Origin of the sequence: Pseudomonas putida (assembly GCF_001941965.1) — a bacterium.
Taxonomy (GTDB): Bacteria; Pseudomonadota; Gammaproteobacteria; order Pseudomonadales; family Pseudomonadaceae; genus Aquipseudomonas; species Aquipseudomonas putida_L.
In genome coordinates this window covers 81,770-98,661 of sequence record NZ_MKZO01000001.1, presented here as the reverse complement: position 1 = coordinate 98,661, position 16,892 = coordinate 81,770, and the positions used below count along the sequence as shown (strand labels likewise).

Genomic DNA, 16,892 nt, shown 5'->3' with positions numbered 1-16,892 from the left:
CCCACCACCGCAATCGCGGGTAAAGCCGCTCCCACAATGTCCGCGTCGAACACAACGCCCATGGCTAGCTTCGAACCCTGTGGGAGCTGGCTTGCCAGCGATGAGGCCGGCAAGGGCAATGATGTTGTCAGGTCGGGCCCAATCGCTGGCAAGCCAGCTCCCACAGGGTCTGTGGCGACCACAAGTTTTATGGCTGTCTCAGAACCCTGTGGGAGCCGGCGTTGCCGGCGATGAGGCCCTCAGTGCCCGCCAACTTTTCGGGGCTCGTCACCCATAGAAGTGAATCGACATTGTTCCCGCCAATGCCAAACCAATCCCGAATATCTGAAGAGCGCTGAGGCGTTCCTGATGAAGGAAATATCCGAGAATCGCGGCAATGGCACCTGACAGGGTGCTGATGACCGTTACAACTGAAATCGAGCCATGTACCACTCCCCAGGAAAATGCGGAAAACGCACCCAGGTTAAGAACGCTTGCGCTGACAAGACTCAGGAATACCAGCGGCTTTAGAGCTTTGTATCGACGCAGGACTCTGAGGCTCTCCGGAATCAGCACGATAACGCCAACGGCGTACCCAAGGGCAAGCATGTTTATCGGGCCAAGTGTTGGCAAGACAAAACTGCCTTGAACCCAGAAGCTGGTGCCATAGAGCATCGCTGCCAACAGGGCATACATGAAAGGGGCATTGCTACGGGACTTGTCCTCAACTGAGGTTGTGCTGTGCCCGGCGCTGGCGAACAACACGCCGACAACACAAATCAGGATCCCTGAGAGCTGCCACCCCGAAAGCACTTCGCCTCCCAGCCAGGCCAGAAGAGTGGTGAATACTCCGAACATCGTTACCAGCGGTGCGACCAACGCCGTTTTACCTAGCTGGAACGCTTTGGAAAGCGCCAAGGCGCCTGACACCGTAAATATCGAGGCAGTCACAGCAAGGATCACTACCGAAAGGGGCGCCGGAGTCAGCACTGCCCACTGATCACCAGACACCACGATGATGCTGACCATCAACAGCAGCCCAAAGGCCTGACTGAAGAAAACGGCTTGTCTTACTCCGACACTTCGCGCGTTGATACCTATCAGGAAGTCCGTAACCCCCCAAAGCAAGGCAGTCAACAATCCCATTAAAACGCTCAAGGGAAGGCCCCGTGAAAAATTATCGAGGGCTAGAAGCTAATCGCAGATAACCGATAAATCAAAAGGACAGGGTGCTATCGTTCCACGCCCGCAGTTTCTTTGGTTATATTTAATTTTGTTTATATATCAGTAACTTGTCTTTGTTTTGCAGTTTGTGCGCAGATGGTTCAGGAAATTCCCGTGGCGGTAGAAGGAATCTTCCTGCATTAACTAGAAGATCTTCCTGGGATATTTCCTACATCTCAAGTGCAAGAAATAGATCAGGTACCAGACCGCCCTCGCATGTGATGATCAGCCCCGATCAGCCACTGGGCATCTGGTACCTGAATTTGCGTTACAGCTTGATCAGCACCGACTTCACCTCGGTGTAGTGCTCGATCGCCGCCGCGCCCATCTCGCGGCCGACGCCGGACATCTTGTAGCCGCCGAACGGCAGTGCCGGGTCCAGGGCGCTGTGGCAGTTGACCCAGACCGAGCCCGACTTGATCCGCGGAATCATCCGGTGCACCGCGCCCAGGTCATTCGACCAGATACTCGCCCCCAGCCCGTAAGGACTGTCATTGGCCAGCCGCAGCGCCTCGGCCTCGTCATCGAACGGCATCGCCACCAGCACCGGCCCGAAGATCTCTTCCTGCACCAGCGGATGCTTCTGGTCCACATCGACGATCACCGTCGGCTTGACGAAATACCCCGGCCCGAACTGCTCGCCGCCACAGGCAATGGTGGCGCCGCTGCCACGCCCTTGCTCGATGTAGTCGAACACGCGCTTCTGCTGGCGCGCCGAAATCAGCGGGCCCATCTGCACGTTTGGATCGAGGCCGTTGCCCAGCTTCATGCCATTGGCGATCCCGGCGATATCCGCGACCACATTGTCGAAATGCTTGCGGTGCACATACAGCCGCGAACCGGCGCAGCACACCTGGCCCTGGTTGAAGAAGATCGCCGTGGCCGCACCGGCAGCCGCAGTGGCGAGGTCGGCGTCAGGCATGACGATGGTCGGCGATTTGCCGCCCAGTTCCAGGGTGACCCGGGTCATGTTGTCCATGGCAATGCGGCCGATGTGCTGGCCGACGGCAGTGGAGCCGGTGAAGGTCAGCTTGTCCACCCGCGGGTCGCGGGTCAGGGCGTCGCCGGCAATGGCGCCCGTGCCGGTGACCACGTTGAACACCCCGGCCGGGTAGCCCGCTTCCAGCACCAGCTCGGCCAGCTTCAGGGCGCTGAGCGGGGTCTCGTCGGCCGGCTTGAGGACCACGGTGCAGCCAGTGGCGAGGGCCGGGCCGAGCTTCCAGCAGGCCAGCAGCAACGGGAAGTTCCAGGCGACGATGGCACCGACCACACCCACCGCCTCGCGACGGACGAAACCGTGGAACTCATCATTCGGCATCAGCGGCATGGAGACGTCGACAGTGTGCCCCTCGACCTTGGTCGCCCAGCCGGCCATGTAGCGCAGGAAGTCGATGGACAACTGCACGTCCATGACCCGCGCCACCACCGCGCTCTTGCCGTTGTTCAGGCATTCGAGCTGGGCGAGGATCTCGGCGTCGCGCTCCATCAGGTCGGCCAGCTTCCACAGCAGGTTCTGCCGCTCGCGCGGGCGGGTGCGGCTCCAGGCCGAGTCGTCGAAGGCCTGGCGCGCCGCGCCCACTGCCCGGGCCACGTCGGCCGGGGTGGCGGCCGGTACCTGGCACAGCACCTCGCCGGTGGCCGGGTTGCGCAGGGTCAGGCGTTCGCCGTCGGCGGCCTCGGCCCAGTCGGCACCGATCAGCATGGTCGGCGCACGCCGGACGAAAGCCTCGACGGCCGGGTGCAAAGGGGCAGTGGTGGACATGGCAAACCTCGTTCTTGTGAGTGATTGCCTGGGCCATCGCAACCGCTGTGCCAAGCCCGTGGATGTCGGCGCCAGCCCGTGCAATCCAAGGCCGGGGCACCTGTGCGGCAAACCCCGGCCTCATGCCGGTCGTCGCAAAGTGCGACAGCGGGCGAGACAGTCTCGGCGCCTTGAGACAGCTGTCTCACGCCGTCTCATTCGTCGCGAAACGTGCCGCAAGGCCCGCCCTCCGTGGCCTGCAAGCCGCGTAAAACGGCGCTTGCGGCTCTTGGCACACAATATGTATCGACACCCTCAAGCGGCTCTTCGGTGCGCGCTCTGCCGCTGTATGGCCGACGGAAGAGACCTATAAGAAGTGTACGAACAATAAGAAGAACCCCGTGGGAGGTCAGTCATCGATGAAGAGAACACTCAGGTTCGCCAGCGCCGGTGGCCTGCTGGCAGTGGCCGTCGGCCTTGCCGTGCAGCCGCAGGTCAGTGAGGCCCGCGAGGGCAAGCAGATTCTTATGGAGACCTGTCAGGGTTGCCACCTTCCCGAAGGGAACGACGCCCTGAGCCGCATCAGCCACCAGCGCAAGACCCCGGAAGGCTGGCTGATGACCATCGGCCGCATGCAGACCATGCACCAGTTGCAGATCAGCGACGAAGACCGTCGCACCCTGGTCAAGTACCTCGCCGACACCCAGGGCCTCGCCCCCAGCGAGACCGATGGCGTGCGCTACGCCCTCGAACGCCGCCTGAACACCGTCGAGAAGATCGAGGAACCGACCCAGCAGATGTGTGCCCGTTGCCACTCCGGCGCGCGGATCGCCCTGCAGCGGCGGCCGGCCCAGGAATGGGAGCGGCTGGTGAATTTCCACCTCGGCCAGTGGCCGTCCCTGGAGTATCAGGCGCTGTCCCGCGACCGCGACTGGTTCGATCTGGCGAAGAAGGACATGGTCCCGCTGCTCGCACAGAAATACCCCTTCGACAGCAAGGCCTGGAGCGACTGGCAGAAGTCCATGCCGAAGTCCGCGACCCTGGCCGGCGACTGGAGCTTCAGTGGTCATCTGCCGGGCAAGGGCGAACTCAATGGGGTGATGAAAGTGACTGCCGAGGACGGCGACCGCTTCAAGGTCAGCCTCGACGGCCAGTACGCCGACGGTACGCCGTTCAAGGGCGACGGCTCGGCGGTGCTTTACAGCGGCTATGAATGGCGCGGCACGGTCACCGTGGACGGCGTGAGCATGCGCCAGGTGCTCGCCGCCAATAATGGCCAGCTCAGCGGCCGCATGTTCGACAAGACCCATGACGAACGTGGCCTCGATTTCACCGCCGCGCAGCAGGGCAGTGCGCGTCTGCTGGCGGTGCAGCCGGGCTATGTGAAGGCCGGCAGCGAAAGCGAACTGACCCTGGTCGGCAGCGGCCTGAGCGGCACGCCATCGTTCGGCAAAGGCGTCGAGGTGGTCGAGGTGCTGGAGAACACACCACAGCGGATTCGGGTGAAGGTGAAAGCCTCCGCCGAGGCTGCCAGCGGTCTGCAGGAGGTTGCCGTCGGCAAGCTCGGCGGCCAGCAACTGGCGGTCTATCGCGAGATCGCCGAAGTGAAGGTGGTGCCGGCCTTCTCGGTCGCCCGGGTGGGTGACAACGGCGGATCGACGCCGAAGGTGCAGGGTCGCTTCGACGCCGAGGCCTGGGGGCAGGGCGCCGATGGCAAGGCCTATCGCATTGGCGTTTTCCCGGCCAAATGGAAGGTCGAGCCGTTCGACGAGCGTGCCCGCGAGGACGAGGACGTCAAGTTCGCTGGCGTGATGCAGGCCGATACCGGCGTGTTCACCCCGGGCGATGCCGGGCCGAACCCGGCGCGCAAGATGTCCACCAAAAATGCCGGCAACCTCAAGGTGATCGCCGCGGTGGATGACGCCGGCACGGCGCGCACCGGCGAGGGCCAGATGATCGTGACCATCCAGCGCTGGAACAACCCGCCCATCCCGTGAGGCGGCGGTTTGACCTGGCCACATTCGAGTTTTCGAGGAGGTTGTGATGGGTGCCATCCTGAACCTGGTAGAACGCAATCTGCATGAAGTGCGGGTCGACGACGCCCGCATGCTGTTCCATATCCCCAGCAGCTCGCTGTTCGCCAGCGATGCCCTGACCGGGGAAATCATCGACAGCCTGCGCGGCGCCGGCTGCTCCAGCGAAACGCTGGTGCAACGCCTGGCCGAGCGCTTCGATGGTGCTGAAGTCAACGAGGTGCTGCGCGAGCTGATCGCCCTGGAACTGGTCAGCGACGGCTCGCCGCTGACCCCGGAAATCTCCGCCAGACGGGTCGAGCGCACGGCGCTGAACACCGTGGTGCTCAACGTCAACACCGGCTGCAACCTGAGCTGCACCTACTGCTACAAGGAAGACCTGGACAAGCCCTCGGCCGGCAAGCGCATGGACGTCGAGACCGCCGTGGCCTCGGTGGAAATGCTGCTCAAGGAGTCGCCGGACGAGCCGGTCTACACCGTGGTGTTCTTCGGCGGCGAGCCGCTGAGCAACCGCAAGCTGATCGAGTACATGGTCGACTACTGCGAGCGGCGTTTCGTCGAGGCGGGCAAGCGCGTCGAGTTCGTCATGACCACCAACGCCACCTTGCTCACCGAGGAGATCGTCGACTACCTCAATGCCCACCGCTTCGGCTTGTCGGTGAGCATCGACGGGCCGAAGACCGTGCACGACCGCAACCGCATCACCGTGGGCGGGCAGGGCACCTATGACGTGGTGCGGCGCAAGGCCGACATGCTGCTGTCGCGCTACGACAGTCGCCCGGTGGGTGCGCGGGTGACCCTGACCACCGGGGTCACGGATATCGAGACCATCTGGAACCACCTGTTCAACGAGATGGGCTTTGCCGAGGTCGGCTTCGCCCCGGTGACGTCGGGGGATATCAGCAGCTACAACCTCACTGGCGAGGAACTGGTCGAGGTCTTCGCCAACATGAAGGCTCTCGGTCGGCGTTACCTGGAGGCGGCGCTGGAGCATCGCAATATCGGCTTCTCCAACCTGCACCAGTTGCTCACCGATATCCACGAGGGGCACAAGAAGGCGCTGCCGTGCGGCGCCGGGCTGAAGATGCTGGCGGTGGACCACAAGGGCGAGCTGAACCTCTGCCACCGCTTCACCGGCTCCAGCCTGCCGACTTTCGGCAACGTGCACAGCGGGGTGAAGCAGGTCGAGCTCAACGACTTCCTGTCACAGCGCCTGGACCGCACCAACACCGGTTGCGACAGCTGCCGCATCCGCAACCTGTGCTCCGGTGGCTGCTATCACGAGAGTTATGCCCGGTATGGCGACCCGACTCATCCGACCTATCACTACTGCGAACTGATGCGTGACTGGGTGGACTTCGGCATCGAAGTCTACAGCCGGATCATGGCCGAGAACCCGGCCTTCATCACTCGCTACATCACTGCGCGCAAGGTGCACTGACATGAAACATCTCAAGCCGATCAACAACAAAGCCCTCAAGCTGGACCAGGCCGCCGAGGAAAACCGCATCGAGGAAGTGGTGGCGATGAACTCGGTCGCCGGCTGCGCCTCGACCACCGACCCGGGCTGGGAAATCGACGCTTTTGGCGGCGTCTCGTCGTTGTGCCAGCCGATGGAATCGGACCTCTATGGCTGCTCCGACCCATGCTGGTGGCCGGCCCAGGTGCCGGACATGATGAGTACCTTCCCGGACTGGAACAAGGACGCGCAGTCCTCCGGTGACAACTGGCGCAACCTCGGGACCGTGTTCCCGGACAACAAATGAGCCCCCAGGCGAACAAGAAGAGGGATATCCGCATGCTCCAGATGGCAACCCGCGGCCTGGCCGCCCTGGTGGCGCTTGGCGCCGGTACGGCGATGGCCGCCGACGAAGGCAAGGCGCTGAATGCCGGCCACGAATACATGGTGGTCACCAACTACCCGAACAACCTGCACGTCATCGACCTCAACAGCGAAAAGCTCTACAAGACCTGCGCCATGCCTGACGCATTCGGCCCGGGTTCGGTGCAGCTGTCGCCGGACAAGCGCATCGCCTACGTGCTCAACAATCACTACGCCGATATCTATGGTGTCGAGCTGGACAACTGCAAGCAGGTGTTCCACGCCAGCATCACCCAGCTGCCGGGTGAAAAAGCGCGCTCGATGTTCTCCTTCACCGTCAGTCATGACGGCAAGGAGATCTACACCGTAGCCAACCCCACCAAGATCTTCAGTGACCACTATGAGGTGCAGGCGCCGCGCCTCGACGTCTACGGTACCGATGGCGGGCTGAATGCCAAGCCGCTGCGCAGTTTCCCCGCACCGCGCCAGCTGACCATCATGCAAAGCGGTGATGACGGCACCCTGTACGTGGCCGGGCCGGATATCTACAAGGTAGATGTGAAGACCGGCAAGTTCGATGTGCTGGTCCCCAGCCGGCACTGGAAACGCCCCAACTACAGTGCGCCGGACGTGCTCTATGTGTGGAACCAGCAGACGTATCGACATGACTTCTCGCTGCTCTACACCACGGCGAAGTTCACCGATGAGAAGCAGGATCCGGCAACGGCGGAGAACCTCTATGGCTTCTTCAACATCGATCTGAAGACCGGCAAGACCCAGACCGTCGACTTCGGTCCGCTCACGGAAATCTACTTCAGCGGCATGCGCTCGCCGAAGGATCCGAACGTGGTGTATGGCGTGCTGAACCGGCTGGCGAAGTACGACATCAAGGAGAAGAAACTGGTCAAGGCGGCGACCCTGGATCACTCGTACTACTGCGTCTCGATGAACAAGGCGGGGAGCAGGATCTATCTCGCGGGGACGTACAACGATGTGGCGATCTTCGATGCGGACAGTTTGAAGCCGCTGGGCAAGATCACGTTGCCTGGGGGGGACATGGCGATTACTACGGCGCAGGTGTTCGTCAGGTAATTCTGCTTCGTTCTTGAGGGCCTCATCGCTGGCAAGCCAGCTCCCACAGGTACTGCGCCGCTCTCAGGAACGGCAGTGAACCTGTGGGAGCTGGCGTTGCCAGCGATGAGGTCAGACCAAACAAAATGGCTGCCTGGTCTGGCCAGATCGCCGGCAACGCCGGCTCCCACAAGGTTGTCTGCCAGCCACCAATACCCGATTCGACGCGGTCACTGTGGGAGCTGGCTTGCCAGCGATGAGGCCCTCAAGGTCAACCAAGACCCTCAGTAAAACCGCCGCGGATCCCCAACCCCCACCAGACTCGCCAACTGTGTCAGCGCAAAGCGCAATTCATCCTCCCGCGTCGGCGACATCAGCACCACCCGCACCCCGCGACTGACCCCACTGCGCTCCGCCTGGAACTGCGAGCCACTGAGCACCTTCACCCCCTGCGCCCGCGCCAGATGAGCGAACTCATCGGCATTCCACGGCTCCGGCAACTCCAGCCAGAGGTGATAGCTGTGCGCCTGGGCCTTGATCGCCAGCCCCGGCATCAGTTCACGGGCCATCGCCTGACGTCGTGCCGCCTCTTCCCGTTGCAGCTTCACCAGGCGCTGATCCAGCCCCTCGTGAATGATGTTGCTCGCCAGTTGCGCCGTGAGCGGCGAGGGCATCCACACGCTGCTGCGCACCATCGCCGTCAGCCGCGAGAGCAAGCGCGCCGGGGCATACAGGTAACCGATACGCAACGCCGGCAGCACCGACTTGGACAGGCTGGTGAGATACACCGAACGCTCCGGCGCATAACTCGCCAGCGGACGCAGGGTGGTGTCGGTGGCGAGGAACCCGTAGATATCGTCATCGAGAATCAGGAAGTCGAACTCCTCGGCAATCGCCGCAATCTCCGCCCGCCGCTGATGCGACATGGTCGCCGTGGTCGGGTTCTGGCAGGTGGCGACACACACCAGCATCGCCGGCCGCTCACGCTGGCACACCTCGCGCAGCGAGGCGGGGATGATGCCTTCCTCGTCCATCTCCACGCCGCGCAACCGCCGTTGCAGGCTATGGGCGAGGGAGATGATCCCGGGATAGCACAGCGATTCGCAGAGGATCAGGTCATCGCTCTCGGTCAGCGCGCTGATCGCCACCAGCAGGCCATGCTGGGCACCGGCCGTGATCACCACCTGCTGCCAGACCGCTTCTGGCAGCGAATGCCGCAACCATTGCGCACCCGCCTCACGGTGCGCCGGGTGACCGCCATCCGGCGCGTAGTCCAGCGCCTGGGCGAAGTCGGTGCCGTTGGCCAGCTCCACCAGCGCCCCACGCAGCCAGGTCGAGGCGGTATCACCTGCCGGCTTGATGATCGACAGGTCCAGCACCTGCGGCGCCACCGCCAGCGGCGACGGCAGCACCTGCGGCTCCGGTTCGGCAACCACCTCCACCAGCGGCGTGGCCCGCACATAAGTTCCGCGCCCCACTTCCCCCTGCAACAAACCCCGCCGCTGCGCTTCGCCATAGGCGCGGTTGACCGTCCCAGGCGTGACCTGCAGCGCTTGCGCCAGTTCGCGCAACGTCGGCAAACGCTCGCCGGGCTTGAGCAGGCCACTGGCGATATCGCGCGCCAAGGCATCGGCGATGGACAGGTAAACAGGTTGATTGAAGGCGTTGAGCAGAGGGACCCACATGGACGTACTACCGATGGAAACAAGTGCGGCCGAGCCTATCACATCGAAGCAATTGGCCTTGGATGACGCGAGAATATTTCAAATTGTTTAATTGAGTCTATTGAGTTGATTCAATTGAATCGAATAGGCTGAAAAAAGATCGAGTCAATTTGCTTCCCTTCCGCACTGGAGACCTCCACATGGACACCCTGAGAAAAGACTTCTCGCTATCAGCCGTGGTCGCCGGCCTGATCGCCGTGATCATTTCCTACGCCGGCCCGCTGATCATCGTGTTCCAGGCCGCCCGCGAGGCGCAGCTGTCGCCGGCCGAGGTGTCGTCGTGGATCTGGGCGATTTCCATCGGCAGCGGGGTGACCGGCCTGCTGCTCAGCTGGCGCCTGCGCGCCCCGGTGATCACTGCCTGGTCGACCCCGGGGGCGGCATTGCTGGTCTCGATGCTGCCGCAGGTGTCCCTGGCCGAAGCAGTCGGCGCCTATATCGTCGCCGCGCTGGTGATCGCCGTGGTCGGTCTCAGCGGCGCCTTTGACCGCCTGATGAGCCGCCTGCCCAAGGCCATCGCCGCGGCCATGCTCGCCGGAATCCTGTTCCGCTTCGGTGCCGAGCTGTTCACCTCGATCAAGCTGCAGCCGGCGCTGGTGCTGGCGATGTTCGCCAGCTACCTGGTGTTCAAGCGCCTGTCGCCGCGCTACGCGATCCTCTCGGTGCTGATCGTCGGCTGCGCCGTGGCCGGCCTGCTCGGCGAACTGAATGCCTCGGCGCTGACCCTGGCCCTCGCCGAACCGCATTTCACCGCGCCGCAATGGAGCTGGCATGCGGTGATCAATATCGGCCTGCCACTGGCCCTGGTCAGCCTCACCGGGCAGTACGTGCCGGGCATGGCGGTGATGCGCAGCGCCGGCTACGACACCCCGGCGCGACCGATCCTCGCCGTGACCGCCATCGGCTCGGTGCTGCTTGCGCCTTTCGGCTCCCACGGCTTCAACCTGGCGGCCATTACCGCCGCCATCTGCACCGGCCGCGAGGCCCACGAACAACCGAACAAGCGCTATATGGCCGGGATCGCCTGCGGCCTGTTCTACATCCTGATGGGCACCTTCGGCGCGACCCTGGCCTCGGTGTTCGCGGCCTTGCCCCGCGAGCTGATCGCCGCCCTCGCCGGGCTGGCCCTGTTCGGCGCGATCATGACTGGGCTGGCCGGCGCCATGGCCGTCGAGAAACAGCGCGAGCCGGCACTGATCACCTTCCTGGTCACCGCTTCGGGCATGAGTTTCCTCGGCCTGGCCGCCGCCTTCTGGGGCCTGATCTTCGGCCTGGTGGCGCACTGGGCGCTGAACTACAGCCGCCAGCGCAGGGCTGCCGCCGCCCCGCAAGTGAACTAGCGCACACCCCGGGGCCGGAAGTCTGGACTCCAATAGTGGCAATTAGCTATTGTTGTCTGGCATCACCCTCCCGGCCCTCGTTTCACCTCCGTCGACGCCCAGGCGTTCGCCGGCTCAAGCAATTGTCGCGTGCTGCCGATAGCGTTACGACGATCGGCGGCGACGATTTCGTCCTGGTTCCTTCCAGGCGCCTGTCCTTGTGTGTGTTCGTGTGCGTTTCATTCAATTCCAAGACAGGTTCTGCGGATGCTGGTCTACAGCCAAAAGAGTTTTCTCATCGTCGACGACTTCACCGATTTCCGCACGTCGCTGCGCTCCATGCTGCGCGAGGTGGGGATCAAGGACGTCGACACCGCCGAGAGCGGCGAGACGGCGATCCGCATGTGCGGGCAGAAGCGCTACGACTTCGTCCTGCATGACTTCCACATGGGCGACGGCAAGAAAAACGGCCAGCAGGTGCTCGAAGACCTGATGCTCGACAAGCTGATCAGTCATGAAGCGATCTTCGTCATGATCACCGCCGAGAGCAGCCAGGCCGTGGTCCTCAGTGCCCTGGAGCACGAACCGGACGCCTACTTGACCAAGCCCTTCAACCGCGTCGGCCTGACCCAGCGCCTGGACAAGCTGGTGCAGCGCAAGACCCTGCTCAAGCCGATTCTCCAGGCCCTCGATCGCGGCAACCCGGCGCAAGTACTGGTGGCCTGCGAGCAACTGTGCCGCCAGGATCCGCGTTTCGCCCCGCTGTGCCTGCGCTACCGCGCCGATGCCATGGCCGCATTGAACCGCCATGAAGAACTGGAGCGCTTTCTCAAGGCGATCCTCGCCAACCGCCCGACGCCCTGGGCCTATTCGGCGCTGGGCAAGTTGTTGTTCAAGCGTGGGCAGGCTACCCAGGCCAAGGAAATCTACGAGCAGGCGATCAAGGCCTTCCCGGTGATGCCGGGCCTGTACGACGGCCTGGCTGAAGTGCTGATGTCGATGGGCGACAACCGCCGCGCCCAGCATGTGCTGGAAGACGCCGTACGCCTCTCGCCGCTGGCCGTGAAGCGGCAGATGCTGCTGGGCAAGCTAGCCCTGGCCAACGCCGACTTCGACGGTGCTTCGCGGGCCTATCGCCAGGCGGTCAGCCAGGGCCAGAACTCGCGCTTCAAAGACCCGGAAAGCAACCTCGGCCTGGCCCAGGCACTGATCCAGAAAAACACCGGCAACGGCCTCGATGCGCGGACCCGGGTCGAGATCAACCAGGTGCTCGGCGAGGTGGCCAAGGAGTACGGCGAAGACCAGGGCCTGCAGGTCCGTGCGCGCCTGATCAAGGCCACTGGCGTGGCCCAGGCCGGTGATGCCGAGACCGCCGCCAAGCTCACCGAGGCGGCCATGGCCCGCCTGGAAACCATGGACCAGTTCTTCTCCGCCGAGGCCGCCCTGGCCGTCGCCGCCCAGCTCAAGCAACTGGGCCAGGAAGACGCCGGCAAAAACATCCTGAAGAACTGCGTCGAGGTCTACGGCGATGACAATGCGGTGATGCAGAGCATCGCCAAGCTCACTGACGACCCGAGCATCCTCGGCGCCGGCAACGAAGCCGTCGACCTTAACCGCCAGGGCGTGCGCAGCTACCAGGCCGGGCAGTTGCACGAAGCGCTGGAGCAGTTCCGCAAAGCCCTCAAGCTGCAACCGAAAAACATCAGCATCGCCCTCAATACCGCCCAGGCCCTGCTGCGTATCGGCGGGGAAAATCCGGCGGCGGCGCTGCTGCAGGAGTGTCGCGATTGCCTGGCCAAGGTGGCCGGCATTCCCGACACCGATCCGCGCTATGAGCGCTACCGAAAATTGCGCATTCGCGCTGTGGGGTCATGATGTCCAGGGACAAGGAATCGGGGCTGGATTTTTCCACGGTGATCGCCTCCACCGTGCACGACATGAAGAACTCGCTTGCCATGCTCATGCGCGCGCACAGCCAGTGGCTGGCGCGCTTGCCGGAGAGCCACCAGCAAGGGCCGGAACAGGTGGTGATCGAGCATGAGTTCGTGCACCTCAACGGTATGCTGGTGCAGCTGTTGGGCCTGTACAAACTCGGTATCAACCAGTTGCCGATGCTGCCGGGCTACCACGACCTCGATGATTTCATCGGCGGGCTGCTGGCCGGTTACCAGGAAATTCTCGACAGCCGCGGCATCGTCGCCCGCTATGAAATCGACGAAGCCACACCGCTGGGCTTCTTTGATCGCGAGCTGGTGGAGTCGGTGATTTCCAACATCATCAACAACGCCACCCGCTATGCCGGGCATGCCTTGCTGGTCACCGTGCGCGAGGAGAACGACGCCTTGGTGATCAGCGTCAACGACGACGGCGCGGGCTTCCCGGCGGCGATGATCGCGCAGCAGGACGAATACGTTCAGGGCATCGAGCACAGCACCGCGAGTACCGGGCTGGGGTTGTATTTCGCGGCGCGGATCGCGGCGCTGCATGCCCGTAATGGTGTGGCGGGGCGGATCGAGATTGCCAATGGCGGGGCGTTGGGTGGCGGGTTATTCAGGTTGTATTTGCCCTGATCCCACTACGGATGGAGTTCGATATTCCCGTCCTCCACCTGGCGATAGATCGTGTACGGCAATGCCAGGGTATCCAGCACACCGGACAAGGCGATATCCACTACGGCGAAGGGTATCCCGGCAGGCGAGCCGGGAGCGCGGGTGGAATAGTTCGGCTCGCCATTCAGCAGGCAGAAGTTGTACACCGCCCCGCTGTAGACCCGGGGCAGGGAGGCGCAGTGGGTACGCCATTCCCGGAGGTTCTTTGCCGTCACCTGGTCGCCGCGCACCACGGTATTGAAGGTCCCGCAGCCGGTCAGGGCCAGGGCGATGAAGATCAAGAGCAGGTTGCGGATGGTCATTGGGTGACTCCTTTGCGAAGAGCGGGTAGTTAACCGCTGGAGCCGGATGTCGGGCTATCAGCCGACGGCGAGGGGAAGGTAGGAGGGAAATGGTGCTGGGGTAGGCGGGGGACTACTTCTGTCAGTTCCGGCCTCATCGCTGGCAAGCCAGCTCCCACAGTGACCGCGTGCACCGCAGAACTCTGTGGGAGCCGGTCTTGCCGGCGATGAGGCCATCAGCAACGACGGAATCAGTGCTGACTCAACCCGAAGCCTGCTGCTGCGCGATCCCGCTCAACATCGACTCGGCCAACGCCTGCGATGCCTCCAGGGTGTGCTGGGTCGCCCAGAGGATGCCGGCGAGATGATTGTCCTTCACTACATCGCAGGCCTGCAGATTGGTTTCATAGGCCGAGCGCAGCAGCACGATGAGATGGAGCAATGCCTCGTCCACATCGGCGCCGGCACATACGGCAAACAACGGGGGATGATGGCCATTGCAGGCGGCGAAGCGGGTGTGGACGGTGACGGCACGCGGGGATGGTGCGGGTGGATCGGGGACGATCTTTTTCATGGATACCTCTCTCTGCTGATGAAACTGACCCCGAAGTGCTGTCAAACAATCGGGTGGCAGCTGTACGTGGGTTGACAGACCGAGAGCAGAGAAGCCCGGCGCGCACGAGTGCGCCCACACGTACAGCCGCCATTAAGCAGGAGGCTGGTGCTGAGGGAGAATCTGCAAACTTCGGCCTGTCAAAGCCGGTCGCCAGACATCAGCGACGGCAGCAAGACTAGGCAGCGTTTCCCCAGCACGCAACGGCAAACAAGCGGCGGAAGTATGCTTGGGAAATTGCCTACAAGAAAGTCGGAAGCCGGTGAAGTTTCGTAGCCGAATATGGCCAATCTTGGCCGTGTTATTTCGCCTTCCGCCTGCCCAACGCCAGTCCCACCCCACCCAGAACCACTGCCGAAATAACTGCCAAGCGCAGTGACAATGGTTCCCCCAGCAGCACCACCCCACCCAGCGCAGCAATCACTGGCACGCTCAGTTGCATGGTGGCCGCCTGCTGCGCGCTGACCTGCTTGAGCACGCCATACCACACCGCATAACCCGCGCCTGACGCAAGCACGCCGGAGGCCAGGGCATAGAGCAGCCCGTGGGCGTTGGCCGTGAGCTGACCGGAAGGCAGGGCCACCAGTGCCGGGATTGCCAGCAACGGCAGGCTGCGCAGGAAATTGCCCGCGGTGTCGCCCAGCGGATCGGCCGAGCCCTTGCCGATCAGCGAGTAGGCGCCCCAGGCGATGCCGGACACCACCATGAACAGCGCGCTCAGCGGCGCAGGCGCGTTGGCCCCGGGCAGCAGCAGGGCGATCAGCCCGGCGAAGGCCACCAGCATGCCCGCCAGCACCCGCGCCTCGACCCGGTCGCCCTTGAACCAGGACCAGGCGAACATGGTGATCTGCACCGCACCGAACAGGATCAGCGCGCCGACCCCCGCGCCCAGTTGCACATAGGCGATGGAAAACAGCCAGGCATAGGCAAGCAGCGCCAGCCCGCCCTTCCAACTGCCGCCCAGGGCCTGGCCAGGCTGGCGCAGACGCACCAGGCAGAAGAGCAACAGCGCGCCACTGAGCAGGCGTACGGCAGTGAACGAGTGCGCGTCGATATCGCCATGCATGAGGGCCAGGCGGCAGAAGATCGAGTTGGCGGCGAAAGCCAGCAGGGCGAACAGCGCCGGGCCGATCCAGTGGGCGGAAGGGGAAAACGGTACAGCATCCGTCGTCTTGTTGTTGTTCATGTCAACGTTGCCTGTGTGTAGAAAAGCTTTTGCGCCCGTATTGCGCTCGATGCATGGAGTTGCGATCAAGTGGGCGTGATGTGCAATTCATAGAGGGCATTTGACGCTTGGGCAAAGAAGTTTTTCTTTGTCGTCGATGGGGTCGGTACTTTGGTCGCAGGGCGCAACTGTATGGCGAGGGCAAAGCGGATCTGTGTCTAACGCTTTGCCGGGACGGGTTTCACAATCGGGGCCTCCGACCAAGGTATGAGTGTGATGACCGACATTCCCGGTGATATCGATTTCGCTCCGCTGACCGTTCGCCGGCTGCTGCCGGAGGACGCCGAACTGATTTGCGTGCATCGCGAGGCGATGTTCCTGGAGGCTGGCGGTGATCCGGCGACGTTGCGGGTGATGAGCGAGCACTTCCGGCCCTGGCTGCTGCCGCGCCTGGAGGATGGGCGCTACTACGGGTTCGCCGTGCTGGGTGACGGGACGGTCGCGGCGGCGATCGGCTTGATGAGCATCGAGTGGCCACCGCATCCGGCGCATCCGCAGCAGGACCAGCGGGGGTATGTGCTGAATGTGTATGTGGAGCCGGCGTATCGGCGGCGGGGTCTGGCTTCGAAGTTGATGAGGCTGGGAGAGGCGGAGTTCACCCGGCGCGGGCTGGGGTTTGCGGTGTTGCATGCTACCGAGGTGGGGCGGCCGGTGTATGAGGGGCTTGGATGGGATAAGACGGCGGAAATGGCCAAGGTTCTCGGGTGACTTTCAGGGCCTCATCGCTGGCAAGCCAGCTCCCACGGGTCCGGCGGTGCATGCGGTCACTGTGGGAGCTGGCTTGCCAGCGATGAGGCCCGAGAGGCCACCCTGGATCAATCAGACCCGGCAAACTTCCCCATATCCACCGGCATCGGCTTGAACTCCGGGCCCTTGCCCGACACGCGCCAGCGCACGTTGGTAATCCCGTAGCGCTCGGCCATCGGCCGGCTGACCTTCTTGATCTTCTGCTGCCCGAAGCGCGGAATCACCCCCACCCCGGCATCGCAACTCGCCCAGTGCCAGGCCTCGGCGTTGTCCATGTTTTCCAGGCGAATGATGAAACTGCGCGGCTGACCCTGAAGCTCATAGTCGATTACGTACAACTGTTGTCCCGCCATTGGTGGAATCCCTCCGTTTTGCTGTCCAGCCGTTTGACCAGCCGTGATGCGCCGAGGCATCGGATTGTGACGGGATCATTGCGAATGCCGTGCCTGTTTGGTCACAGGGGTTTTAGCCAGCAAACATTGGCGAGGGCGGAGGAGGGGCGGT

15 protein-coding genes are annotated in these 16,892 nt (G+C 63.2%); 8 read left to right on the top strand and 7 right to left on the bottom strand.

From position 1 onward, the window contains the following. Positions 1 to 267: 267 nt before the first annotated feature. Positions 268 to 1,125, bottom strand: coding sequence for a DMT family transporter (locus tag PSEMO_RS00445; RefSeq protein WP_081430177.1), 858 nt, complete (start codon positions 1,123 to 1,125; stop codon positions 268 to 270). A gap of 346 nt (positions 1,126 to 1,471) precedes the next feature. Beyond that, positions 1,472 to 2,965, bottom strand: a complete 1,494-nt coding sequence (locus PSEMO_RS00440) for an aldehyde dehydrogenase family protein (RefSeq protein ID WP_075801238.1) — start codon at positions 2,963 to 2,965, stop codon at positions 1,472 to 1,474. A gap of 398 nt (positions 2,966 to 3,363) precedes the next feature. On the opposite strand from PSEMO_RS00440, the gene peaA reads away from it, so the two are divergent. Genes peaA through peaD form a run of 4 tightly spaced genes read left to right on the top strand, consistent with a single transcriptional unit; the run spans position 3,364 to position 7,891 of the window. Then, positions 3,364 to 4,941 (top strand): quinohemoprotein amine dehydrogenase subunit alpha, encoded by a 1,578-nt coding sequence (gene peaA / locus PSEMO_RS00435; RefSeq protein WP_075801237.1) that lies wholly within the window; start codon positions 3,364 to 3,366, stop codon positions 4,939 to 4,941. A gap of 46 nt (positions 4,942 to 4,987) precedes the next feature. After that, positions 4,988 to 6,418 (top strand): quinohemoprotein amine dehydrogenase maturation protein, encoded by a 1,431-nt coding sequence (gene peaB, locus PSEMO_RS00430; protein WP_075801236.1) that lies wholly within the window; start codon positions 4,988 to 4,990, stop codon positions 6,416 to 6,418. Position 6,419: 1 nt separating this feature from the next. Further along, entirely contained in the window at positions 6,420 to 6,743 is a 324-nt protein-coding gene (gene qhpC, locus PSEMO_RS00425; RefSeq protein ID WP_075801235.1) for a quinohemoprotein amine dehydrogenase subunit gamma, read from the top strand. Positions 6,744 to 6,775: 32 nt separating this feature from the next. Beyond that, a complete protein-coding gene (gene peaD / locus PSEMO_RS00420; protein WP_075801234.1) occupies positions 6,776 to 7,891 on the top strand; it encodes a quinohemoprotein amine dehydrogenase subunit beta in 1,116 nt (371 codons plus the stop codon). Positions 7,892 to 8,154: 263 nt separating this feature from the next. Here peaD and PSEMO_RS00415 read toward each other — a convergent pair whose 3' ends face one another. Beyond that, positions 8,155 to 9,555: an aminotransferase-like domain-containing protein gene (locus PSEMO_RS00415; protein ID WP_075801233.1), complete on the bottom strand. Its 1,401-nt coding sequence runs from the start codon at positions 9,553 to 9,555 to the stop codon at positions 8,155 to 8,157. A gap of 179 nt (positions 9,556 to 9,734) precedes the next feature. Between PSEMO_RS00415 and PSEMO_RS00410 the strand changes: the two genes are divergently transcribed. The 3 genes from PSEMO_RS00410 to PSEMO_RS00400 all read left to right on the top strand — a co-directional run bounded on the left by PSEMO_RS00410 (position 9,735) and on the right by PSEMO_RS00400 (position 13,483). Beyond that, positions 9,735 to 10,934, top strand: coding sequence for a benzoate/H(+) symporter BenE family transporter (locus PSEMO_RS00410; RefSeq protein WP_075801232.1), 1,200 nt, complete (start codon positions 9,735 to 9,737; stop codon positions 10,932 to 10,934). Between the two features lie 246 nt (positions 10,935 to 11,180). Beyond that, positions 11,181 to 12,788: a tetratricopeptide repeat-containing response regulator gene (locus PSEMO_RS00405; RefSeq protein WP_075801231.1), complete on the top strand. Its 1,608-nt coding sequence runs from the start codon at positions 11,181 to 11,183 to the stop codon at positions 12,786 to 12,788. After that, the gene (locus tag PSEMO_RS00400; protein WP_075801230.1) at positions 12,788 to 13,483 is read left to right on the top strand and encodes a sensor histidine kinase; all 696 of its coding nucleotides are present in this window, start codon (positions 12,788 to 12,790) and stop codon (positions 13,481 to 13,483) included. Before PSEMO_RS00405 ends, PSEMO_RS00400 begins: the two co-directional genes overlap by 1 nt. A 5-nt stretch (positions 13,484 to 13,488) precedes the next feature. On the opposite strand, the gene PSEMO_RS00395 is transcribed toward PSEMO_RS00400, so the two are convergent. The 3 genes from PSEMO_RS00395 to PSEMO_RS00385 all read right to left on the bottom strand — a co-directional run bounded on the left by PSEMO_RS00395 (position 13,489) and on the right by PSEMO_RS00385 (position 15,602). Then, a complete protein-coding gene (locus PSEMO_RS00395) occupies positions 13,489 to 13,824 on the bottom strand; it encodes a YceK/YidQ family lipoprotein (protein ID WP_075801229.1) in 336 nt (111 codons plus the stop codon). A 241-nt stretch (positions 13,825 to 14,065) separates the two neighbouring features. Beyond that, the gene (locus PSEMO_RS00390; RefSeq protein WP_075801228.1) at positions 14,066 to 14,377 is read right to left on the bottom strand and encodes a hypothetical protein; all 312 of its coding nucleotides are present in this window, start codon (positions 14,375 to 14,377) and stop codon (positions 14,066 to 14,068) included. A 340-nt stretch (positions 14,378 to 14,717) separates the two neighbouring features. Beyond that, positions 14,718 to 15,602: a DMT family transporter gene (locus PSEMO_RS00385; RefSeq protein WP_081430176.1), complete on the bottom strand. Its 885-nt coding sequence runs from the start codon at positions 15,600 to 15,602 to the stop codon at positions 14,718 to 14,720. 255 nt (positions 15,603 to 15,857) lie between these two features. Between PSEMO_RS00385 and PSEMO_RS00380 the strand changes: the two genes are divergently transcribed. Next, on the top strand, positions 15,858 to 16,349 hold the full coding sequence (locus tag PSEMO_RS00380; RefSeq protein WP_075801227.1) for a GNAT family N-acetyltransferase: 492 nt from the start codon (positions 15,858 to 15,860) through the stop codon (positions 16,347 to 16,349). A 107-nt stretch (positions 16,350 to 16,456) separates the two neighbouring features. Here the strand turns inward: PSEMO_RS00380 and PSEMO_RS00375 are convergent, their stop codons facing one another. Further along, positions 16,457 to 16,741 (bottom strand): DUF6555 family protein, encoded by a 285-nt coding sequence (locus tag PSEMO_RS00375; protein ID WP_075801226.1) that lies wholly within the window; start codon positions 16,739 to 16,741, stop codon positions 16,457 to 16,459. Positions 16,742 to 16,892: the final 151 nt, after the last annotated feature.